The sequence below is a fragment of the Streptomyces sp. NPDC054956 genome (genome assembly GCF_053609185.1).
Map to the genome: position 1 here is coordinate 1 of NZ_JBSGXB010000005.1, position 21,984 is coordinate 21,984.

Below are 21,984 nucleotides of genomic sequence, written 5' to 3' on the forward strand. Positions count from 1 at the left end.
GTTTTTTTTTTTTTCCGGGGGGGGGCCGGGCCTTCCGGGGTGGCCGCCCCCCCTCCGCCCCGCCCGGCCCCGTCGGCCCCCCCCCCCCCCCCCGGCCCGGCACGGAAGGACACTCGACACCCGGGACGCCCCCCGGACACCGTCAAAGCCACCCCGACTCGGGGCCCCGCCCCGGGCCGGGGCGGGCGGGCCGTGCCGGTGGCCTGGCCGGCCGGTGGTGTGGGGCTCGGGGGCCTTCCCAGACCCCGGACCCGCTTGCCTGGGCCGCCCGCCATCTCCGCCCGCCGCGCCGCGACCGCGCCTCAAGCGCCGGCGGGGCTGGGATTGGCTGCGCGACCCCGGGCCTCGCATCAATGACTCGACAGCCCGCCGAGATGGCTGCGCACCACCGAGCCCCCGGATCGATGGCCTGGGCCGCCCGCCATCTCCGCCCGCCGCGCCGCGACCGCGCCTCAAGCGCCGGCGGGGCTGGATTGGCCCCGGCCGTGATCGGCCCGGGCCGTGACGGCGTTCGGCCCCCTCCCCCGGGGCCCAAAGCCCCGACTTTTCGCCCTCCGGGCCGGAACCCGCCCCTCCGACCCCGAAAACAGCGGCCACACCCCTACACGTTGATCCCACACCGCCTTGATCCGGCCGCGAGGCTGGGATGCTTGGCTGCGTCAGGGAAACGGGGACGAGTGGACACGGGAGCTGCGAAGTCGTGGAAGACAGGGTGCGTGTGGTCATCGCCGAGGATTCAGTGCTGCTGCGTGAGGGCCTGACCCGGTTGCTGACCGACCGGGGGCATGACGTCGTCGCGGGCGTCGGGGACGCGGAAGCCCTGATCAAGACGGTGGCGGACCTGGCGGCGGAGGACGCGCTGCCGGACGTGGTGGTGGCCGACGTGCGGATGCCGCCGACGCACACCGACGAGGGCGTGCGGGCCGCCGTGCGGCTGCGGCGCGACTACCCCGGCATAGGTGTGCTCGTGCTGTCGCAGTACGTGGAGGAGCAGTACGCCACCGAACTGCTGGCCGGTTCCAGCACCGGGGTGGGGTACCTGCTCAAGGACCGGGTGGCGGAGGTGCGCGAGTTCCTCGACGCCGTCGTGCGCGTGGCCCGGGGCGGTACCGCCCTGGACCCGGAGGTCGTGGCTCAGCTGCTCGGCCGCAGCCGCAAGCAGGACGTGCTCGCCGGGCTGACCCCCCGCGAGCGCGAGGTGCTCGGGCTGATGGCCGAGGGGCGGACCAATTCCGCCGTGGCCAAACAGCTGGTGGTGAGCGACGGGGCGGTGGAGAAGCACGTCAGCAACATCTTCATGAAGCTGGGCCTGTCACCGAGTGACGGGGATCACCGGCGCGTGCTGGCCGTCCTCACCTACCTAAGATCTTGATCAACTGACACTCTGTCAGGTAAGGCAGCCGGATTCGGACAGACCGTCTCACAGGGCGGTCCAGAAAATGAGCATCCAGGGGCAGCAATCCCTACGGACGTAGGGTGGACCTTGGGCAGTGCTCACGCCTCGAAGGAGGTCCAGTTCAGTGACCAGCCAGGTCAGTAGCCCAGCCGAGCAGTCCGACGGGGCCGAAGGCGCGGTCGTCGGCGAGCAGCGGACACCCCCGGGCCCGAACAGTGACAACCCGGATACCAGCGGTGGCGCTGCCACCGCCGGGGGTGACGGCAAGGAAGTGCGCCGACTCGATCGGGTGATCATCCGCTTCGCGGGCGACTCGGGTGACGGGATGCAGCTCACCGGTGACCGCTTCACCTCGGAGACCGCTTCCTTCGGGAACGACCTCTCGACGCTGCCGAACTTCCCCGCCGAGATCAGGGCCCCCGCCGGAACCCTGCCGGGCGTGTCGTCCTTCCAGCTGCACTTCGCCGATCACGACATCCTGACGCCGGGCGACGCCCCGAACGTGCTGGTCGCGATGAACCCGGCCGCGCTGAAGGCGAACATCGCGGACGTGCCGCGCGGCGCGGAGATCATCGTCAACACCGACGAGTTCACCAAGCGCCCCATGGCGAAGGTCGGGTACGAGACCTCCCCGCTGGAGGACGGCTCCCTGGACGCCTACAACGTCCACCCGGTGCCGCTGACCACCCTGACCATCGAGGCGCTGAAGGACTTCGGGCTCTCCCGCAAGGAGGCCGAGCGCAGCAAGAACATGTTCGCGCTGGGCCTGCTGTCCTGGATGTACCACCGGCCCACCGAGGGCACCGAGACGTTCCTGCGGCAGAAGTTCGCGAAGAAGCCGCAGATCGCCGAGGCGAACGTGACCGCCTTCCGGGCCGGCTGGAACTTCGGCGAGACCACCGAGGACTTCGCCGTCTCCTACGAGGTGGCCCCGGCCACCCGGGCCTTCCCCACCGGCACCTACCGCAACATCTCCGGGAACCTGGCCCTGTCCTACGGGCTGATCGCCGCAGGTCAGCAGGCTGATCTCCCCCTCTACCTGGGCTCGTACCCGATCACCCCGGCCTCCGACATCCTGCACGAGCTGAGCAAGCACAAGAACTTCGGCGTGCGGACCTTCCAGGCCGAGGACGAGATCGCGGGCATCGGCGCGGCCCTGGGCGCGGCCTTCGGCGGCGCGCTCGCCGTCACCACCACCTCCGGGCCGGGCGTGGCGCTGAAGTCCGAGACCATCGGCCTGGCGGTCTCGCTGGAGCTGCCGCTGCTGATCGTGGACATCCAGCGCGGCGGGCCCTCGACCGGCCTGCCCACCAAGACCGAGCAGGCCGACCTGCTCCAGGCCATGTACGGGCGCAACGGCGAGGCCCCGGTCCCGATCGTGGCCCCGCGCACCCCGGCGGACTGCTTCGACGCCGCGCTCGACGCGGCCCGGATCGCGCTGACGTACCGGACCCCGGTCTTCCTGCTCTCCGACGGCTACCTCGCCAACGGCTCCGAGCCCTGGCGTATCCCCGACGTGGCGGACCTCCCGGACCTGACCGTGCAGTTCGCCTCCGGCCCCAACCACGAGCTCGCGGACGGCACCGAGGTGTTCTGGCCGTACAAGCGCGATCCGCGGACGCTGGCCCGTCCGTGGGCGGTCCCGGGCACCCCCGGGCTCGAGCACCGCATCGGCGGCATCGAGAAGCAGGACGGCACCGGCAACATCTCCTACGACCCCGCCAACCACGACCTCATGGTCCGCACCCGGCAGGCCAAGATCGACGGCATCGAGGTCCCGGACGTGGAGGTCGACGACCCGGACGGCGCGCGGACCCTGGTGATCGGCTGGGGCTCCACCTACGGCCCGATCACCGCCGCCGTACGCCGGCTGCGGATCGCGGGCCTGCCCATCGCGCAGGCCCACCTGCGCCACCTCAACCCCTTCCCGAGGAATCTGGGCGAGGTCCTGAAGCGTTACGACAAGGTAGTGGTGCCGGAGATGAACCTCGGGCAGCTCGCGACCCTCCTGAGGGCGAAGTACCTGGTCGACGCGCAGTCGTACAACCAGGTGAACGGCATGCCGTTCAAGGCCGAGCAGCTCGCCACGCATCTCAAGGAGGCCATCAATGACTGAGGCGCCCACCCTGCTCTCCCTCGTCCCGAAGGCCGCCGCCAAGCAGTCGATGAAGGACTTCAAGTCGGACCAGGAAGTCCGCTGGTGCCCCGGCTGCGGCGACTACGCGGTCCTCGCCGCCGTCCAGGGCTTCATGCCGGAGCTGGGGCTGGCGAAGGAGAACATCGTCTTCGTCTCGGGCATCGGCTGCTCCTCCCGGTTCCCGTACTACATGAACACCTACGGGATGCACTCCATCCACGGCCGCGCCCCGGCCATCGCCACCGGGCTCGCCTCCTCCCGCCGCGACCTGTCGGTCTGGGTGGTCACGGGTGACGGCGACGCCCTCTCCATCGGCGGAAACCACCTGATCCACGCCCTGCGGCGCAACGTCAACCTCAAGATCCTGCTGTTCAACAACCGGATCTACGGACTGACCAAGGGCCAGTACTCCCCCACCTCCGAGATCGGCAAGATCACCAAGTCCACGCCGATGGGCTCGCTCGACGCGCCCTTCAACCCGGTGTCGCTGGCCATCGGCGCGGAGGCCTCGTTCGTGGCGCGGACGGTGGACTCCGACCGCAAGCACCTCACCGAGGTGCTGCGCGCGGCCGCCGACCACGAGGGCACGGCGCTGGTGGAGATCTACCAGAACTGCAACATCTTCAACGACGGCGCCTTCGAGGTCCTCAAGGACCACGAGCAGGCCCAGGAGGCGGTGATCCGCCTGGAGCAGGGGCAGCCGATCCGCTTCGGCGTCGACAACGCCCAGGGCGTCGTGCGCAACGCGGCCACCGGGGACCTGGAGGTCGTGACGGTGACCCCGGAGAACGAGTCGCGGGTCCTGGTCCACGACGCGTCCTCCGCGTCCCCGACCAACGCGTTCGCGCTCTCCCGGCTGGCGGACCCCGACACGCTGCACCGGACGCCGATCGGCGTCTTCCGCAACGTGCGGCGGCCCGTCTACGACACCCTCATGGCCGAGCAGCTGGAGACGGCCGTGGACCGCAGCGGCAAGGGCGACCTGGGCGCGCTGCTGAGCGGGAACGACACCTGGACCGTCGTCGGCTGATCCGCAGCACCGCGTACCGGCCGAGCCTTCCGCAGCCCGGAGCTCCTCCCGGAGGTCCGGGCTTCGGCGTGTCCGGGGGGCGGTCCCGGCGGCCGAGGACCGCAGCGGCGCACACCGGCCGTTCACGGCAGTGTCATGAGCATCTCGCGCGACGCTGATGACATCCGGCGCGTACGGCGCTACGGTCTTGAGGTTGGCTTGATTACCACTGGAGGTCCCGTGAAGGCGGAGAACGATCAGCGCACGGGTCTGCTCTACGGATTCGGCGCGTACGGGATGTGGGGCGTCGTGCCCCTCTTCTGGCCCCTCCTCCAGCCCTCCGGCGCCGTCGAGATCCTCGCCCACCGCATGGTCTGGTCCCTGGCCGTGGTCGGCCTCGCCCTGCTCGCCCTGCGCCGCTGGGGCTGGATGGCCGAGCTGGTCCGCCGGCCCCGCAAACTCGCGCTCCTCGTGGCCGCCGCCGCCCTGATCAGCGTGAACTGGGGCGTGTACATCTGGGCCGTCAACAACGGCGCGGTGGTCGAGGCCAGCCTCGGCTACTTCATCAACCCGCTGGTCACCATCGCGATCGGCGTGCTGCTCCTCGGCGAGCGGCTGCGCCGCGCGCAGTGGGCGGCGGTCGCCATCGGCGTGGCCGCCGTACTGGTGCTGGCCGTCGGCTACGGGCGTCCGCCGTGGATCTCGCTCGTGCTCGCCTTCTCCTTCGCCGTGTACGGGCTGATCAAGAAGAAGCTCAACATGGGCGGTCTGGAATCGCTGACCGCCGAGACCGTGCTGCTGTTCCTGCCCGCCCTCGGCTACCTGCTGTGGCTGGGCTCGCAGGGGCAGTCCACCTTCGCCGCCCAGGGCCTCGGGCACTCCGCGCTGCTCGCCTCGACCGGTCTGGTCACCGCGATCCCGCTGGTCTGCTTCGGCGCCGCCGCGATCCGGGTGCCGCTGTCCACCCTGGGACTGCTCCAGTACACGGCCCCGGTCTTCCAGTTCGGCCTCGGCGTCCTGTACTTCCACGAGGCCATGCCGCCCGCCCGCTGGGCCGGCTTCTCCCTGGTCTGGGCCGCCCTCTCGATCCTCACCTGGGACGCCCTGCGCACGGCCCGGCGCACCCGCGCCGTCCGCCTCGAATCCCTCCCGGCGGCCGGCCTCCCCCGCACCGGGGGCGCCGCCGCCGTCCGCGCCAGGACCCCGGAGCACGAGCCGGCCTGAGAGGCCCCCGCCGGGCCGCGTCCACAGCCCGCGCAGACACCCGTCGATCCCCGCCCCGGAGTTCCGGAGCGGGGATCGTCCGATTTCCGAACCAACATGACCGGATCGCGTTCTTGACGGACAGTCACACTCTCACCCAACATCAGGCTCGCACTGACGCACGACGCACTGCCGTACCCAGGCGGTAAGCGCCGACGCGCAGGCACGCTCACCCGCGCCACCCGCACGTTCCGCACACATCCCCAGTACGGAATCCCGGAGCCCCCACATGAGCCTGTCCGTTTCCCGGCGTCTGGCCGCCGTGACCGCCATCGCGGTCGCCGGTCTGTTCGCCGCCACCGCCCCCGCCGCGCTCGCCTCGCCGGCCTCGGTCGCCGCGGCGCCGACGCCGCCCGACATCCCGGTCGCCAACGTCAAGGCGCACCTGGCGCAGCTGCAGTCCATAGCCACCGCCAACGGCGGCAACCGCGCGCACGGCAAGGCCGGCTACAAGGCCTCGATCGACTACGTGAAGGCCAAGCTGGACGCGGCCGGTTTCACGACCACCCTGCAGACCTTCACCTCCAGCGGTGCGACCGGCTACAACCTGATCGCCGACTGGCCGGGCGGCGACCCGAACTCGGTCCTGATGTCCGGCTCGCACCTGGACTCGGTGAACGCGGGCCCCGGCATCAACGACAACGGCTCCGGCTCGGCCGCCATCCTGGAGACCGCGCTCGCCGTCTCCCGGGCGCAGCTCCAGCCGACGAAGCACCTGCGCTTCGGCTGGTGGGGCGCGGAAGAGCTCGGCATGATCGGCTCGAAGTACTACGTGAACAACCTGCCGGCGGCCGAGAAGTCGAAGATCTCCGGCTACCTGAACTTCGACATGATCGGCTCGCCGAACCCGGGCTACTTCGTCTACGACGACGACCCGACGATCGAGCAGACCTTCAAGAACTACTACGCGGGCATCGGCGTCTCCACGGAGATCGAGACCGAGGGCGACGGCCGCTCGGACCACGCGCCGTTCAAGAGCGCGGGCATCCCGGTCGGCGGTCTGTTCTCGGGCGCCGACTACACCAAGACGGCGGCCCAGGCCCAGAAGTGGGGCGGCACCTCCGGTCAGGCCTTCGACCGCTGCTACCACGCCTCCTGCGACACCTCGGCGAACATCAACGACACCGCCCTGGACCGCAACTCCGACGCCATCGCCTACGCGATCTGGAACCTGGGCGCGTCCACCCCGGTCCCGCCGGGCCCGTCCTTCGAGAACACGGCGGACGTGAACATCCCGGACTCCCCCGCCGCCGCGGTGAACTCGCCGATCACGGTCTCGGGGGTCACGGGCAACGCCCCGGCCACCACCAAGGTCGACGTGAACATCGTCCACACCTACCGCGGTGACCTGGTGGTCGACCTGGTCGCCCCCGACGGCTCCGTCTACAGCCTGTCCAACCGCAGCGGTGGCAGCGCCGACAACATCGTCCAGTCCTTCACCGTCAACGCGTCCTCCGAGGTCGCCAACGGCGTGTGGAACCTGCGGGTCAAGGACGCCGCGGCGCAGGACGTCGGCTACATCAACAGCTGGAAGATCACCTTCTAGGAACACGGCGCGAGGACACCCCAATTGGTCTAGTCCTCTGGGGCTCCGGTGTGATCTGATGTGATCATGCCGGAGCTCATAGCCGCCCTGTTCGCCCTGCTCGCCCAGGCCGCCGCCGCGATCAACCCCGCACTCCTCGTGCGCGGTCGCCGGCGGCGGAGGCGTCTGTCGGACCACGCCCAGGGCCGCCCCGTCCTCGTCCCGTGCGATCTGCGCGACCGGGAGCTGACCGGCGGCGCCTGGGCCGAGGGCCGCCTGGAGCTGCCGCCCGGCGGGCCGGGCGGGCCGGTCGGGTGGCGCGCGAAGGGGCGTACGGCCACGGCGCGGGCGGCGGACTTCCCGCCGCTGGAGGCCGTCTCCGCCGACGAGATCAGCGTCGCGTTCCGCTCCGAGGACGGCGCCACCGAGCTGCGGATCCACCCGGACGAGGCCCCGATGGTGCTACGCGTCCTGCGCGCCGCCCCGTAGCGAGGCCGGCAGCGGTTCCTGGATGCGGGCGCGCAGTTCCTCCGCGACCGCCTCGACGTCGGCGCGCCCCAGCTTCGCGGCCTCCACCAGATCGCCCAGCTCCTCCGGCGACGGCAGCTGCTTGGCCCCGGCGACGCGCAGGTACGAGCGGGTCGCGGCGGCGGCGTAGAACTCGTTCATCGGGGATTCCAGCGCCGGGCACACCGCGAGGGTGTGCAGAAACGCGGCGGCCCGCCACGCGGTGTCCGGGGCGGGCTGCTCGGGGACCAGGACGAGGTCGTTCTGGTGCCGGGCCACGGCTGCGGCCACTCCGGAGGGATCCCACACGGCGGGATCGGACGGGAGGTGGTGGGCCAGGGCGGTCCAGGCCCACTCCATCGTGATCTTCAATGCCCGAACCGCTCCTGGAAGTAGCCCCAGTGGTCGGCGAACTCCTCGATCCCGGACAGGAAGTTCTTCCGGTCCTCGTCGAGCTCGCGTTCCGTGACTTCGGTGATCAGCGCGGTGACCGTCGTGCCCAGCGCCGCCGCGCGCGCCTTCAGGCGTTCGTGGAACTCTTCTTCCAGGCGGATGGTGACGTGTCTCGACATGCTTTTCACGGTACAGCGGGCTTGCTGTACGCAGGGCGGGAACGGGAGAAGGGTGGGCAGGGACACAATGTCCCCGCCCACCCTCCCGGACGGCCGGCCGCCCGGCCGCGGCTACTCGTCCGCGGTTACTTGTTCGCGTCGGCCGCGCTCACGAGCGCGTCCTTGGTGACCGCTCCGACGTAGACCTTGCCGTCGTCCGTGATCAGCGCGTTGACCACCCGGGTCTTGAAGATCCGGCCCTCGCCGAACTTCCCGGAGACCTTGTCGCCGAGCGCGTCGAGGAACTGCTTGGCCTCCTTGGGGGCCTTGCCGTCCTTCGCCGCGCCTTCGAGGTCCTTCAGGCCGTTGGGTGCGCCGGTCTCGATCCGGGCGATCGTGGTCCAGCCCTCGCCGATCACCTTCAGGTCGCCCTTGCCGGCCCCGGCGCCGCCGGTGATGCCGCTGAGGCCCGGGATGGACTCCAGGGCGCCCAGGCCGCCGTCCTTGTGGTTGCCCTTGCCGTGCTCCGCGCCGCCCTCGTTCACCTTGGCGTCCTTGGGCGGGGTGAAGGCGAAGGTGTCGGCGGCGGGCTTGGCGAAGTCCACCTTGGTGAAGCCGGCGTCCACGATCGGCTTGCCGCCGTCGGTGGACAGGACCTGCACGCGCAGCGGCACACCGTTCTTGGCGTCCACCGCGATCTTCACCGAGGCGACCGTGGAACCGGACGCCTTCGGCTTCAGGACCAGCTGGTAGGCGTCGCGGCCGGCCACCTGGGCGGTGTCGCCGACGCCGACGTCCGTGGTCGGGCCGGCCGCCTTGAGGAGCTCCTGGGCGATCTCCTGCGGGGTGGCGGCGAGCCGGTCGCCGGTCTTGCGCTCGCCCGTCTTGCCCTCCTTGCCGCCCTTGCCCGCGTCGGCCGGGGCCTTCTCGTGGAAGGCCTCCTTGGACTTGGAGTCGTATCCCCAGATGTCGTCGCCGTTGTGGACGAGGCTGTACTCGTCCTTGCCGTCGACGAAGGTGAGCCTCTGCTTGTCCGGGCCGTCGGCGGCCACCCGGAAGGTGTGGGTGCCGCTCGCCAGCTGGGCGACCTTGTCCTGCGGGTCCGCGGAGCCTCCCGTGACGCCGTTTCCGCCGAGCAGCCCGGAGGCGAGGGACGGCAGGCCGAGGTCCGTGCTGATCTTGGCGCTGCCGGACAGCTGCTGCACGTCCGAGGCGGCGATCTTCTCGATGAGCTGCTGGGCCGTCACCTGCGGCAGGTCCGGCCCGCCGGAGTTCGCGAAGGCCGGGACCATCGCGATCGTGCCGGCGACCACACCGAACACCGCGACCGGTACGGCGTACCGAGCGGCCTTGCGGGTCTTTGCGTTCGTTGCCATGTCTGTCTGCCCTACCTCTGTGTGTACGGCGGCGACCTACCCGTCTTGTATGTGGTCGACAAACACGACCACGTCCACCCCTCGCCGCCACTCTCACCCGATCTGGTGGGGATGTGCCTCTATCTGACCAAAGAAAGGGGGTCAGGGGCGTCAGCCCCCGGAGCCAACTGTGCGTACGCCCCAGGGATGACAAGACGACGGCCCGGCATCCCCTACCCGTAGGGGATGCCGGGCCGTGCCTCTGCCATCGGTAAGACCGCGGGTGTCAGCCCGCGCGGTGGACCACCGCGTCGCACAGCTCCACCAGCGCTGCCTTCGCGAAGCACTCCGGCAGCGGGCCCAGCGTGGCCCGCGCCTCCTCCGCGTAACGGATGGTGTCGCGGCGGGCCTGCTCCAGGGCGGGGTGGGCCCGCAGCCGCGACAGCGCCTCGGCGTGGCGGACGTCGTCCGTCAGATCGCCGTCCAGGAGCCGTACGAGGTCCAGGTCGTCCGGGTTGCCGTCGCGGGCGGCCATCTCGCGCAGCCGCAGTACGGGCAGCGTCGGGATGCCCTCGCGCAGGTCGGTGCCCGGGGTCTTGCCGGACTCGTGCGCGTCGGAGGCGATGTCGAGCACGTCGTCGGCGAGCTGGAAGGCGGTGCCGAGCCGCTCGCCGTACTGGGTCAGGATGTCGACGACCGACTCGTCGGCGCCGGACATCAGCGCGCCGAAGCGGCCGGAGACGGCGATCAGCGAACCGGTCTTGCCCGCGATGACGTCGAGGTAGTGCTCGACGGGGTCGCGGCCGTCGCGCGGGCCGGCCGTCTCCAGGATCTGACCCGTCACCAGCCGCTCGAAGGCCTCGGCCTGGATGCGGACGGCCTCGGGTCCGAGGTCCGCCAGGATGTGCGAGGCGCGGGCGAACAGGAAGTCACCCGTGAGGACGGCCACGGAGTTGCCCCAGCGGGCGTTCGCGCTGTCCACGCCGCGGCGCACGTCCGCCTCGTCCATGACGTCGTCGTGGTAGAGCGTCGCCAGGTGGGTGAGCTCCACGACCACGGCCGAGGGCACGATTCCGGGCGCGTAGGGATCGCCGAATCGGGAGGCGAGCATCACCAGCAGCGGCCTGAACCGCTTGCCTCCGGCGCGCACCAGATGCTGCGCGGCCTCGGTGATGAAGGGGACTTCGCTCTTGGTGGCTTCCAGCAGACCCGCCTCGACGGCGGCCAGTCCGGCCTGGACATCGGTCTCAAGAGCCTGGTCCCGCACGCTCAGTCCGAACGGCCCGACGACGGTCACGAGGGGTACTCCTGTCTGCTGACGATCACGTTGACGATCACATGGATTGTCGATGTGTCGCTGCCATCACTCAAGCCAGCGTATCGGGTCTGTTTTCGATCACCCAGGGCGGCTGCCCGGTCACCACCCGAGCAGTGCCCGATGCGCACCGGTATGTTCTTGAGGAGCCGAAACAACCGGAGAATACGTTTTGTCCAGAACTGCGACCGATATAGACGAGCCCGCGGACCCCGAGGCGGACCAGCCGCCGCCCGGCGACGACCACGCCTTCCTCGGACACCCCCGGGGACTGGCCACGCTGTCGGGCCTGGAGGTCTGGGAGCGCTTCTCGTTCCTGGGCATGCAGGCCATCCTCGTCCTCTACTTCGCGGACACGGTGGCCCATGGCGGCCTGGGGATGAACCCCGGCACCGCGGCCTCCGTCTCGGCGGCCTACGGGACCATGGTCTACCTCGTCTCCGTCGCCGGCGGTTGGCTCGCCGACCGGATCCTGGGTTCGTACCGCGCCGTGCTGTGGGGCGGAATCCTGATCGCGTGCGGCCACTACGCCATGGCCGTGCCCACCGCCGCCATGACCTGGGTGGGCCTCGGTCTGATCAGCGCCGGCACCGGCCTGCTCAAGCCGAACGTGGCCAGCATGGTCGGCAAGCTGTACAGGACGGACGACCAGCGGCGCGACGCCGGCTTCGCCCTCTACTACATGGGCATCAACATCGGCGCCTTCGCCGGCCCGCTGATCACCGCCTGGCTCGGCGATCACAAGGGCTGGCACTGGGGCTTCTCGGCCGCCGCCCTCGGCATGACCGCGGGACTGGTCCAGTACGTCCTGGGCCGCCGTCACCTGGCCGGACGCAAGCATTCCGCGGAGTTCGCGCTCGCGCCCGACGCGATGCGCTCCGCAGTGACGAAGATCATTGCCGGTCTCCTGGCCTTCGCCGCCCTCGCCACCCTTCTGGCGGTACTGGGCTGGCTGACGATGGGCCGGTTCGTGGACCTGCTCACCCTGATCTCGGTCATCGCGCCGATCGTCTACTTCGCGGTCATGTTCCGCAGCCCCCGGGTGACCGCCGAGGAGCGGGGGCGACTGCGCCCGTACGTGGTGCTCTTCCTGGCCTCGGTCGCCTTCAACTTCATCCTCTTCCAGGCGTACTCGACGATGATGCTGCTCGCCTCGACGAACGCCCGCACCGAGATCCTCGGCTTCACCTTCCCGGCCGGCTGGTACGCCTCCGCCCTCGGCGCCTTCGAGGTGCTCCTGGCCCCCGTCGTCGCGGCGCTGTGGGTCCGGATGGGCCGCCGCCAGCCGCACGCCTCCAACAAGATCGCCATCGGCGTGATCCTGGGCGGGCTGTCGTTCCTGGTGATGGCCCTGCCGACCTCCGGGCACACCGGGGACACGTACAAGATGGCCGCCTGGTGGATCATCGGCTCCTACCTGCTGCTCGGCCTCGGCGACGTCCTGCTGGAGACCTCCGGCATGTCGGCCACCACGAAGCTCGCCCCCAAGGCGTTCGCCAGTCAGACCATGGCCCTGTGGTTCCTCTCGCTGGCGCTGGCCAACGGCATCCAGGCCCAGGTGGTCAAGGTCTACGGCCAGGTCTCCAACCCGGCCTACTTCGGCGTCAACGGCGCCGTCGCGATCGCGGTGGGGCTGGCAGTGATCGCGCTCGCGCCGTGGCTGAAGCGCACGATGCACCCCGTCCACTGACCGTCCGCCGCCCCCGCCGCCCCCGCTGCCCGTCCGCTGCCCGTCCGCCGAGGTGATTGGTGGTCAAGACCCGATGATCGTCCGTACCGATTTCCCCTACGGAACCACCCGCGAGGATGTCCGGATTCCGATGCGGGACGGCACCGAGCTGTACGCCCGCGTCTGGCGCCCGGTGACCGACGAGCCCGTCCCGGCGCTGCTGGAGTACCTCCCGTACCGGCTGACCGACTGGACCGCGCCGCGCGACTGGCAGCGCCACCCCTGGTACGCGGGCCACGGCTACGCCTCCGTACGGGTCGACGTGCGCGGCCACGGCTGCAGCGGCGGCGACCCCGGCGACGAGTACGACGCCCGGGAACTCGCCGACGGGGTCGCGGTGGTGGAGTGGCTGGCCGCCCAGCCCTGGTGCACGGGGTCCGTGGGCATGTTCGGGATCTCCTGGGGCGGCTTCAACAGCCTGCAGATCGCGGCGCTCGCCCCCGAGGCCCTCAAGGCGGTCGTCACCGTCTGCTCGACCGACGACCGCTTCGACAACGACGTGCACTACATGGGCGGCTCGCTGCTCGCCGTCGACATGCACGCCTGGGCGGCGACCATGCTCGCCTTCTCCTCCCGCCCGCCGGACCCGCTCTACGCGGGCGAGGGCTGGCGCGAGATGTGGCTCTCGCGCCTCGGCGCGGTCGAACCCCTCGTCCACAACTGGCTCGCCCACCAGACCCGCGACGCGTACTGGCGCCACGGTTCCGTGTGCGAGGACTACGGGGCGATCCGGGCCGCCGTGCTCGCGGTGGGCGGCTGGCACGACCCGTACCGGGACACGGTGCTGCGCCTGGTCGCCGCCCTCCCGGCCGACCGGGTGCGCGGGCTGATCGGCCCCTGGTCGCACCAGTACCCCGACCGGGGGCTGCCGCCGGGCCCCGCCATCGGCTTCCTCCAGGAGACCCTGCGCTGGTGGGACCACTGGCTCAAGGGCAAGGACACCGGCGTGATGTCCGAGCCGGCGCTGCGCTCCTGGATCTCCGAGTCGCACCCGCCCGCGACGACGTACGAGACGCTGCCGGGCCGGTGGGTCGGCGACCCGTCCTGGCCCTCCCCGAACGTCGACCCGGTCACCTACGCCTTCCAGGGCGACCCGGTGATCGTGGCCTCCCCGCAGCACACGGGCCTCGACGCGGGCCGCTTCTTCCCCTTCGGCAACGACGCCGACCTGCCGCCGGACCAGCGGGAGGAGGACGCGAAGTCGGCCTGCTTCGAGTTCCCGGTCGGCGACGGCTCCGGACCGGTGGAGATCCTGGGCCGGCCGGTGGTGCGCCTCCGCCTGCGCATGGACGTCCCGTACGGGCAGGTCGTCGCCCGCCTCTGCGACGTGGCTCCGGACGGCTCCTCGACGCTCGTCACCCGGGGCGTGCTGAACCTGTCCGCGCGGCAGGGCCGGGACAAGGCGGTGCCGTGGCCGGTGGGCTCGTACGAGGACGTGGCCTTCGAACTGAACGGCATCGGCCACTCCTTCCCGCCGGGACACCGCATCCGCCTCGCCCTCTCCTCCGCGTACTGGCCGTGGATCTGGCCGCGGGCCGGCTCGGAGCGGGGCTGGATCCTGGACCCGGCGGGCAGCGCGGTGGAACTCCCGGTCCGCGACGCGTCGTCCGACGGGGAGCCCATCCTCTTCGAGGCCCCGGAGCAGTCGGAGCCCCTGGGGGTGTCCTACCCGGAGACCCTGGACGCGCCGCGGCCGGAACGGCTGGTCGTACGGGACGTCGCGCGCGGGGTCTGGCGGCTGGAGGTCGACCCCCGGTACGGCGGGACGCGGGTGTATCCGGACGGGCTGGAGTACAGCGAGGACGCGCAGGAGGTCTACGAGATCCAGGAGTCGGACCCGCTGTCGGCCCGCACCCACTCGACGTGGACCGTACGGCTGCACCGGCCGGAGCTGGGCTGGGACGTCTCCGTGATCACCCGCTCCGAAATCTCGTGCGACGAGGGCGGCTTCGTGACGTCGAACGAGGTCGTCTGCCGCGAGGGCGACGAGGTCCTCTTCCACCGCACGTGGGAGCGGAGACTGCCGCGGGCGGCGGTCTGACCGCGCAGGGGCCGCCCCGGCGGACGATGCGGTCCTCGCGCCCCCGGGCCGCCCGGTGGGCGTGAGGGCCGCCCTCAGCCCTGGTCCTCGCGGCGCAGCGTCAGGTGCACCAGTTGGCCGGCGGAGAGCTTCATCCGCTCCCCCGAGGCGTCGGCATGGAGGTCGAAGCGGCAGGCGTCGACCGTCTGGGAGCCGGGGATCGCCATCCGCAACGTCCGGGGCTCGTCTCCGTCACCGAAGACCCACGTCGCCCGACCCGCCCGGCCGTCGTCCCACGACTGCCACACGCAGACCAGGGCCTGGGCCTCCCGCGACAGCTCGGCCGAATGGTCCGCGTGGATGAGCACGCGCGCACCGCTGCCGTCCTCGGCGATCCATGCCCCTGCCACGTCGGCCTCCTCGAGGCGGGTAGGGCCGGGCCCGGTGCCGGCGAGCCCGTGCACGACCGTCCCCACCACGGCCCCGACGGCCAGCAGCGTGAGGCCGGCCACCCAGAGGAACACGCGCATCGTGTCGCTCAGGGGCACACGTTCCACTCGGTCTGCCACAGGCGTCCTTGTCCGTCAGCCCCCGACCGGCCAGGCCCGGCGGGATGATCATCCGATCGAAGGGGTCATCGTGGCGCCGCCGTCCAAGGCATGTCCAGTACCGGGCCCGGGCGCGCCCGGCCCCCTGGGGCTCCGCCCGTGTGCGGCGTTCGCGGACCCGCGCCGGCGTCCGGTCGCCGCCAAGGTGGCCGGTGGTCTCGGGGCCACGGGGGCCCTGCCCGGCATCGGCGGAGTCGGCCTCTGCCCGGTGTCCGAGTGCGGCTGAAGTGCCTTGACGCCGGGCCCGGCGAGATCCGAAAGGGACCGGCTAGGCGTAAAGCCGTTCCAGGACCACCGCGATGCCGTCCGACTCGTTCGAGAGGGTGATCTCGTCCGCGACCGCCAGCAGTTCGTGGTGGGCGTCGGCCATCGCGACTCCGTGTGCCGACCACGCGAACATCGGGATGTCGTTCGGCATGTCGCCGAAGGCGATCGTCGAGGATCCGGCGACGTCCAGGAGTTCCGCCGCCACCGCCAGGCCGCTCGCCTTGTCGATGCCCGGTGGCTGGAGTTCGACGGTGTGTTCCCCGGCCATGGTGACGTTGACCAGGTCACCGACGACCGACCTGGCCACCGCCGTCAGTTCGTCGTCCGAGAGGCGGGGGTGCTGGAGCAGCACCTTGTTGATGGGGGACGTCCACAGGTCGGACCGCCTCGCCACCGCCACCGTCGGCAGGTGCGGGTGCCACATCCGGTAGCCCGGCCCTATCAGCATCTCCGCGTCGAGGCCCTCCTGGTTGACCGCCGCGAAGACCTCCCCGACCTCCGCTTCGATCTTGCCCAGGGCGACTTCGGCCAGCTCCCGGTCCATGGCCACGGAGTGCAGCAGCAGACCGGCCGCCGCGTCGTAGACCTGCGCTCCCTGTCCGCACACCGCGAGCCCCGTGTATCCGAGGCCGTCCAGGACGTGGCGGACCTGCGGGACGGGGCGGCCTGTCACGATGATGTGGCGGGCGCCGGCCGCGCGGGCGGCCCGGAGCGCCGCGCAGGAGCGGGCCGAGACGGTGTCTCCGGCGCGCAGCAGAGTCCCGTCCAGGTCGGTGGCCACGAGTGCATAGGGGAGGGCGGAAGTCACGCGCTCAAGGATACGGACCCCTTCGGACAAGTCCTACAAATGCCGCCCGAATCCGGCCTCCCGCACGCCCCACCAGCCCCGTAACGTGTCAACCAGCCTCCGGGACACCCCCGGACCGCGTCGAAAGCGAGGCAGCACCCCATGCCCCAGCAGAGCCCCCTCGATGTTCCCGAGGGCGACCCGTTCGGGCCGCACAACCTCCCCTACGGCGTGTTCTCCACCGCCGGGGAGGAGCGGCGCCGGATCGGTGTCCGCATCGGCGGGTACGTGCTCGATGCCGGGGCGGCCGCGGCCGCGCTCGGGTCCCCGTACGCCGGACTGCTCGGACAGCCGACGCTCAACCCGCTGCTCGCCGCGGGCCGCACCGCCTGGCACGACGTGCGCCGGGCGCTGACCGCCTGGGTCACCGACCCCGGCCACCGCGAGACGATCGAGCCGCATCTGCTGCCGCTGGACGGGGTCGTGCTGCACCTCCCGTACGAGGTCGCCGACTACGTCGACTTCTACGCGAGCGAGCACCACGCCACCAACGTCGGCAAGATGTTCCGGCCGGACGGTGACGCCCTCACCCCCAACTGGAAGCACCTGCCCATCGGTTACCACGGCCGGGCGGGAACGATCGTCGTCTCCGGCACCGACGTCGTACGGCCCTCCGGCCAGCGCAAGGCGCCCACCGACCCGGCGCCCGTCTTCGGGCCCTCCGTCAAGCTCGACATCGAGGCCGAGGTCGGCTTCGTCGTCGGCACCCCCTCGGAGCAGGGCCGCCCCGTGGCCCTCGGCGACTTCGAGGAGCACGTCTTCGGGCTGTTCCTGCTCAACGACTGGTCCGCGCGCGACATCCAGGCCTGGGAGTACGTGCCGCTCGGCCCCTTCCTCGGCAAGTCCTTCGCCACCTCCGTCTCCGCCTGGGTCACCCCCCTGGAGGCCCTGGACGCGGCCCGCGTCGCCCCGCCCGCCCGGGACTTCCCGCTCCTGCCCTACCTCGACGACTCCGCCGCCGACCGCCCCGGCGGCTTCGACCTGCGCATCACCGTCTCGATCAACGGGCAGGAGGTGGCGCAGCCGCCGTTCGCCTCCATGTACTGGACCGCCGCCCAGCAGCTCGCCCACATGACCGTCAACGGCGCCTCCCTGCGCACCGGCGACGTGTACGGCTCGGGCACCGTCAGCGGCCCGAGCGTCGAGGAGCGCGGCTCGCTGCTGGAGCTCACCTGGAACGGCCGCGACGCCATCGAGCTCGCCGACGGCAAGCGCACCTTCCTGGAGGACGGGGACACCGTCACCCTCACCGCCTGGGCGCCGGGCACCGACGGCACCCGCGTGGGCCTCGGCGAGGTCACCGGCCGCATCGTGGGCACTCTGTAGTCCACACCTCGGGACGACAGCTGACGGCGGGGTGGCGGATCTTTCCGCCGCCCCGCCGCAGGCGTTCCTGGCGCGGGTGGTGACACGCGGGAACCACCCGTCCGGCCCGAGCGGTCCGCCGCGGACCCCCGTTCGGGGGCATGCCGCGTGCACCGGCCGGGCCGCCCCTGGATGGTGGACGAAAGTCCTCGCACCGTCCGCGACCCCAGGAGTCCACCGTGCCCGCACGTCCCCGCAAGGCCTTCCTGACCTGCGCCGCCGCCGCGTCCATAGCCCTGGCCGCCGCCATACCCGCACACGGTGTCGACGGGCCCGCGCCCGACCCGCGCGACCACCGGGCCATGCGGGACATGGCGACGGCCATCCGGGTGACCGCCAAGTACGCGGACGAGCAGGAGGCGATCAAGGACGGCTACGTCCCGCACGGCGAATCGTGCATGACCAACCCGTTCGGGGCGGGCTCCATGGGCTACCACTACGTCAAGGAGGCCTACTGGGGTTCGACGGACCCGAGCAGGCCGACCGCGCTCCTCTACAGCACCGAGCAGGACGAGCACGGCCGCCGCAAGCTGGAGGCCGTGGAGTGGATGTCCGCCGACCGGGACCAGGACATGAAGACCACCGACGACCGCCCGACCATGTTCGGACTGCCCTTCGACGGGCCCATGCCGGGCCACTGGGCGGGCATGCCCAAGCACTACGACCTCCACCTGTGGGCGTACCGGGACAACCCCGCGGGCCGCTTCCACAACTGGAACACCGCCATGACCTGCCCCGCCAAGGCCACCACCCCGGCCCACCCCCACTGACACACGACGCAGGGCCCGGCCCCCTCGAAGGGGAGCCGGGCCCTGCGCCACGCAACAGCCGGTCAGCGGACGAACGTGCTCGCCTGGCCCGCCAGTTCCAGGAAGTACTGCGGGGCCACACCCAGGACCAGGGTCACCGCGACGCCCACCGCGATCGTCGTCATCGTCAGCGGGGAGGGGACGGCCACGGTCGGGCCGTCCGCCTTCGGCTCGCTGAAGAACATCAGGACGATCACCCGGATGTAGAAGAACGCGGCGATCGCGGACGAGATGACACCGACCACGACCAGCGCTCCCGCGCCGCCCTCCGCCGCCGCCTTGAACACGGCGAACTTGCCGGCGAAGCCGGACGTCAGCGGGATGCCGGCGAAGGCGAGCAGGAAGACCGCGAAGACCGCCGCCGTGAGGGGCGAACGACGGCCCAGGCCCGCCCACTTGGACAGGTGCGTCGCCTCGCCGCCCGCGTCGCGGACCAGGGTGACCACCGCGAAGGCGCCGATCGTCACGAAGGAGTACGCGCCCAGGTAGAAGAGGACGGACTTGACGCCCTCCGCCGAGGTGGCGATCACACCGGCCAGGATGAAGCCGGCGTGCGCGACCGAGGAGTAGGCGAGGAGCCGCTTGACGTCGGTCTGGGTCACGGCGATCACCGCGCCCGCGAGCATCGTGACGATCGCGACGGCCCACATGACCGGCCGCCAGTCCCACCGCAGGCCCGGCAGCACCACGTACAGCAGGCGCAGGAGGGCGCCGAAGGCGGCCACCTTCGTCGCCGCCGCCATGAAGCCGGTGACCGGGGTCGGGGCGCCCTGGTAGACGTCCGGGGTCCACATGTGGAAGGGGACCGCGCCGACCTTGAAGAGCAGGCCCATCAGGATCAGCGCGCCGCCGATCAGCAGCAGCGCGTCGTTGCCCATGGTGTCGGCGAGCGCCGGGTCGACGTTGGTCACGGTGCCGTCGACCACCTCCGCGATGACCGCGTACGAGACGGAGCCCGCGTACCCGTAGAGGAGCGCGATGCCGAAGAGGAGGAATGCGGAGGAGAAGGCGCCGAGCAGGAAGTACTTGACGGCGGCCTCCTGCGACATCAGCCGCTGGCGGCGGGCGACGGCGCAGAGCAGGTACAGCGGGAGGGAGAAGACCTCCAGGGCCACGAACAGCGTCAGCAGGTCGTTGGCCGCGGGGAAGATCAGCATCCCGGAGACGGCGAACAGGGCGAGCGGGAAGACCTCGGTGGTGCTGAAGCCCGCCTTGACGGCGGCCTTCTCGCTCTCGCTGCCCGGTACGGAAGCCGCCTGGGCGGCGAAGGAGTCCACCCGGTTGCCGTGGGCGGCCGGGTCCAGGCGCCGCTCGGCGAAGGTGAAGATCGCGACGACCGAGGCCAGCAGGATGGTGCCCTGCAGGAAGAGCGCCGGGCCGTCGACGGCCACGGCTCCCATGGCCGCGATGTGCGCTTTGGTGCTTCCGTACCCGCCGGCGGCGAGCCCGACGACCGCCGCGAAGGCCGAGGCCAGCGCGGCGACGGCGAGGAACGCCTGGACGTAGTAACGGGACTTGCGCGGTACGAAGGCCTCGACGAGGACTCCGACGACCGCCGCTCCCAGCACGATGAGCGTGGGCGAGAGCTGGGCGTACTCGATGTGCGGTGCCGGGATCTTGTCGATCGGCGCCGCGGCCGCCAGTGTCGGCAGCAGGCTCTGGGCAGCAGTCACGGTGCTCACTTCGCCCCCTCCCCGTTCTTCGCGTGCTCGGCCACGACAGCCACTTCGGGCTTCGGGTCCGTCTGCTTCACGTCCGACATGGTGTGCTCCACCGCCGGGTTGACGATCTCGGTCAGCGGCTTCGGGTAGACGCCCAGCCCGATCAGCAGCACGATCAGCGGGGCGACGACCAGGACCTCCCGCAGGCGCAGGTCCGGCATGGTGCGGACCTCCTCCTTGAGCGGGCCGGTCATGGTGCGCTGGTAGAGGACCAGCGTGTACAGGGCGGCCAGCACGATGCCGAAGGTGGCGACGATGCCGGCGACCGGGTAGCGGGCGAACGTGCCGACCAGGACCAGGAACTCGCTGACGAACGGGGCGAGGCCCGGCAGCGACAGCGTGGCGAGACCGCCGATCAGGAAGGTGCCGGCCAGGACCGGGGCCACCTTCTGCACACCGCCGAAGTCTGCGATGAGCCGCGAGCCGCGCCGCGAGATCAGGAACCCGGCGACCAGCATGAGCGCCGCCGTGGAGAGCCCGTGGTTGACCATGTACAGCGTCGCGCCCGACTGGCCCTGGGAGGTCATCGCGAAGATGCCCAGGATGATGAAGCCGAAGTGCGAGATCGAGGCGTAGGCGACCAGCCGCTTGATGTCCCGCTGCCCGACCGCGACCAGCGCGCCGTAGACGATGCTGATCAGGGCCAGGACGATGATCACCGGCGTGGCCCACTTGCTGGCCTCGGGGAAGAGGCCGAGGCAGAAGCGGAGCATCGCGAAGGTGCCGACCTTGTCGACGACCGCGGTGATCAGGACGGCGACCGGTGAGGTGGCCTCGCCCATCGCGTTCGGCAGCCAGGTGTGCAGCGGCCACAGCGGGGCCTTCACCGCGAAGGCGAAGAAGAACCCGAGGAAGAGCAGCCGCTCGGTGTTGGTCGCCATGTCCAGCGTGCCCGCGGCGCGGGCGGCGGCGATCTCCTGGAGCGAGAAGTTCCCGGCGACCACGTACAGCCCGATGACGGCGGCCAGCATGATCAGGCCGCCGACCAGGTTGTAGAGGAGGAACTTGACCGCCGCGTACGAGCGCTGCGCGGCCGCGTTCTCGTCGGACCCGGAGTGCGCCCGGTCCCCGAAGCCGCCGATGAGGAAGTACATCGGGATGAGCATGGCTTCGAAGAAGATGTAGAAGAGGAAGACGTCGGTGGCCTCGAAGGAGATCACCACCATCGCCTCGACCAGCAGGATCAGGGCGAAGAAGCCCTGCGTCGGCCGCCAGCGGGACGAGTGCGTCTCCAAGGGGTCGGCGTCGTGCCAGCCGGCCCCGATGACGAAGGGGATCAGCAGTGCGGTGAGCGCGATGAGCGCCACCCCGATGCCGTCGACGCCCAGTTCGTAGCGGACCCCGAAGTCGGGGATCCAGGAGTGGGACTCGGTGAGCTGGTAGCGGTCGCCACCGGGCTCGAAGCGGACGGCGACGAGCACGGCCAGGGCCAGGGTCGCCAGGGAGAAGAACAGGGCGAGCCACTTGGCCGCGGTCCGGCGGGCGGCCGGGACGGCCGCCGTCAGGATCGCGCCGACCGCGGGTACCGCGGCCGTCACCGTCAGAAGCGGGAAACTCATC

General features: G+C 71.2%; 18 protein-coding genes. 10 read left to right on the top strand and 8 right to left on the bottom strand.

Annotated features, from left to right (window positions below):
- Positions 1 to 712: 712 nt before the first annotated feature.
- The 6 genes from ACWGDE_RS01950 (at position 713) to ACWGDE_RS01975 (ending at position 7,819) form a co-directional block, all read left to right on the top strand.
- Positions 713 to 1,372 (top strand): response regulator transcription factor, encoded by a 660-nt coding sequence (locus tag ACWGDE_RS01950; protein WP_453387077.1) that lies wholly within the window; start codon positions 713 to 715, stop codon positions 1,370 to 1,372.
- Positions 1,373 to 1,520: 148 nt separating this feature from the next.
- Positions 1,521 to 3,512 carry a 2-oxoacid:acceptor oxidoreductase subunit alpha gene (locus ACWGDE_RS01955; RefSeq protein WP_453387004.1) on the top strand — a complete coding sequence of 664 codons (1,992 nt, stop codon included), beginning with the start codon at positions 1,521 to 1,523 and terminating at the stop codon, positions 3,510 to 3,512.
- Positions 3,505 to 4,563, top strand: coding sequence for a 2-oxoacid:ferredoxin oxidoreductase subunit beta (locus ACWGDE_RS01960; RefSeq protein WP_453387005.1), 1,059 nt, complete (start codon positions 3,505 to 3,507; stop codon positions 4,561 to 4,563). Before ACWGDE_RS01955 ends, ACWGDE_RS01960 begins: the two co-directional genes overlap by 8 nt.
- A 219-nt stretch (positions 4,564 to 4,782) precedes the next feature.
- Positions 4,783 to 5,766: an EamA family transporter RarD gene (gene rarD, locus ACWGDE_RS01965; RefSeq protein WP_453387006.1), complete on the top strand. Its 984-nt coding sequence runs from the start codon at positions 4,783 to 4,785 to the stop codon at positions 5,764 to 5,766.
- Between the two features lie 268 nt (positions 5,767 to 6,034).
- On the top strand, positions 6,035 to 7,351 hold the full coding sequence (locus ACWGDE_RS01970) for a M28 family metallopeptidase (RefSeq protein WP_453387007.1): 1,317 nt from the start codon (positions 6,035 to 6,037) through the stop codon (positions 7,349 to 7,351).
- Positions 7,352 to 7,417: 66 nt separating this feature from the next.
- On the top strand, positions 7,418 to 7,819 hold the full coding sequence (locus ACWGDE_RS01975) for a hypothetical protein (RefSeq protein ID WP_453387008.1): 402 nt from the start codon (positions 7,418 to 7,420) through the stop codon (positions 7,817 to 7,819).
- On the opposite strand, the gene ACWGDE_RS01980 is transcribed toward ACWGDE_RS01975, so the two are convergent.
- The 4 genes from ACWGDE_RS01980 to ACWGDE_RS01995 all read right to left on the bottom strand — a co-directional run bounded on the left by ACWGDE_RS01980 (position 7,793) and on the right by ACWGDE_RS01995 (position 11,040).
- A complete protein-coding gene (locus tag ACWGDE_RS01980; protein WP_453387009.1) occupies positions 7,793 to 8,209 on the bottom strand; it encodes a hypothetical protein in 417 nt (138 codons plus the stop codon). The genes ACWGDE_RS01975 and ACWGDE_RS01980 overlap by 27 nt on opposite strands.
- The gene (locus ACWGDE_RS01985; RefSeq protein ID WP_239516343.1) at positions 8,206 to 8,409 is read right to left on the bottom strand and encodes a ribbon-helix-helix domain-containing protein; all 204 of its coding nucleotides are present in this window, start codon (positions 8,407 to 8,409) and stop codon (positions 8,206 to 8,208) included. Before ACWGDE_RS01985 ends, ACWGDE_RS01980 begins: the two co-directional genes overlap by 4 nt.
- Positions 8,410 to 8,534: 125 nt before the next feature.
- Positions 8,535 to 9,764: a LolA family protein gene (locus ACWGDE_RS01990; protein WP_453387010.1), complete on the bottom strand. Its 1,230-nt coding sequence runs from the start codon at positions 9,762 to 9,764 to the stop codon at positions 8,535 to 8,537.
- 265 nt (positions 9,765 to 10,029) lie between these two features.
- Entirely contained in the window at positions 10,030 to 11,040 is a 1,011-nt protein-coding gene (locus ACWGDE_RS01995; RefSeq protein WP_453387011.1) for a polyprenyl synthetase family protein, read from the bottom strand.
- 190 nt (positions 11,041 to 11,230) lie between these two features.
- On the opposite strand from ACWGDE_RS01995, the gene ACWGDE_RS02000 reads away from it, so the two are divergent.
- On the top strand, positions 11,231 to 12,748 hold the full coding sequence (locus tag ACWGDE_RS02000; protein ID WP_453387012.1) for a peptide MFS transporter: 1,518 nt from the start codon (positions 11,231 to 11,233) through the stop codon (positions 12,746 to 12,748).
- A gap of 73 nt (positions 12,749 to 12,821) precedes the next feature.
- Complete coding sequence (locus ACWGDE_RS02005) at positions 12,822 to 14,828, top strand: CocE/NonD family hydrolase (RefSeq protein WP_453387013.1); 2,007 nt, start codon at positions 12,822 to 12,824, stop codon at positions 14,826 to 14,828.
- Positions 14,829 to 14,902: 74 nt separating this feature from the next.
- Here ACWGDE_RS02005 and ACWGDE_RS02010 read toward each other — a convergent pair whose 3' ends face one another.
- Complete coding sequence (locus ACWGDE_RS02010) at positions 14,903 to 15,355, bottom strand: hypothetical protein (protein ID WP_453387014.1); 453 nt, start codon at positions 15,353 to 15,355, stop codon at positions 14,903 to 14,905.
- A 328-nt stretch (positions 15,356 to 15,683) separates the two neighbouring features.
- Positions 15,684 to 16,490 (bottom strand): HAD-IIB family hydrolase, encoded by an 807-nt coding sequence (locus tag ACWGDE_RS02015; protein WP_453387015.1) that lies wholly within the window; start codon positions 16,488 to 16,490, stop codon positions 15,684 to 15,686.
- A 141-nt stretch (positions 16,491 to 16,631) separates the two neighbouring features.
- Between ACWGDE_RS02015 and fahA the strand changes: the two genes are divergently transcribed.
- The gene (gene fahA, locus ACWGDE_RS02020) at positions 16,632 to 17,855 is read left to right on the top strand and encodes a fumarylacetoacetase (protein ID WP_453387016.1); all 1,224 of its coding nucleotides are present in this window, start codon (positions 16,632 to 16,634) and stop codon (positions 17,853 to 17,855) included.
- A 218-nt stretch (positions 17,856 to 18,073) separates the two neighbouring features.
- Positions 18,074 to 18,664, top strand: a complete 591-nt coding sequence (locus tag ACWGDE_RS02025) for a hypothetical protein (protein ID WP_453387017.1) — start codon at positions 18,074 to 18,076, stop codon at positions 18,662 to 18,664.
- 62 nt (positions 18,665 to 18,726) lie between these two features.
- Here the strand turns inward: ACWGDE_RS02025 and nuoN are convergent, their stop codons facing one another.
- Together nuoN and ACWGDE_RS02035 are read right to left on the bottom strand one after the other, a co-directional pair.
- On the bottom strand, positions 18,727 to 20,376 hold the full coding sequence (gene nuoN / locus ACWGDE_RS02030) for an NADH-quinone oxidoreductase subunit NuoN (protein ID WP_453387078.1): 1,650 nt from the start codon (positions 20,374 to 20,376) through the stop codon (positions 18,727 to 18,729).
- A 5-nt stretch (positions 20,377 to 20,381) separates the two neighbouring features.
- Positions 20,382 to 21,983 (bottom strand): NADH-quinone oxidoreductase subunit M, encoded by a 1,602-nt coding sequence (locus ACWGDE_RS02035; protein ID WP_453387018.1) that lies wholly within the window; start codon positions 21,981 to 21,983, stop codon positions 20,382 to 20,384.
- Position 21,984 lies beyond the last annotated feature (1 nt).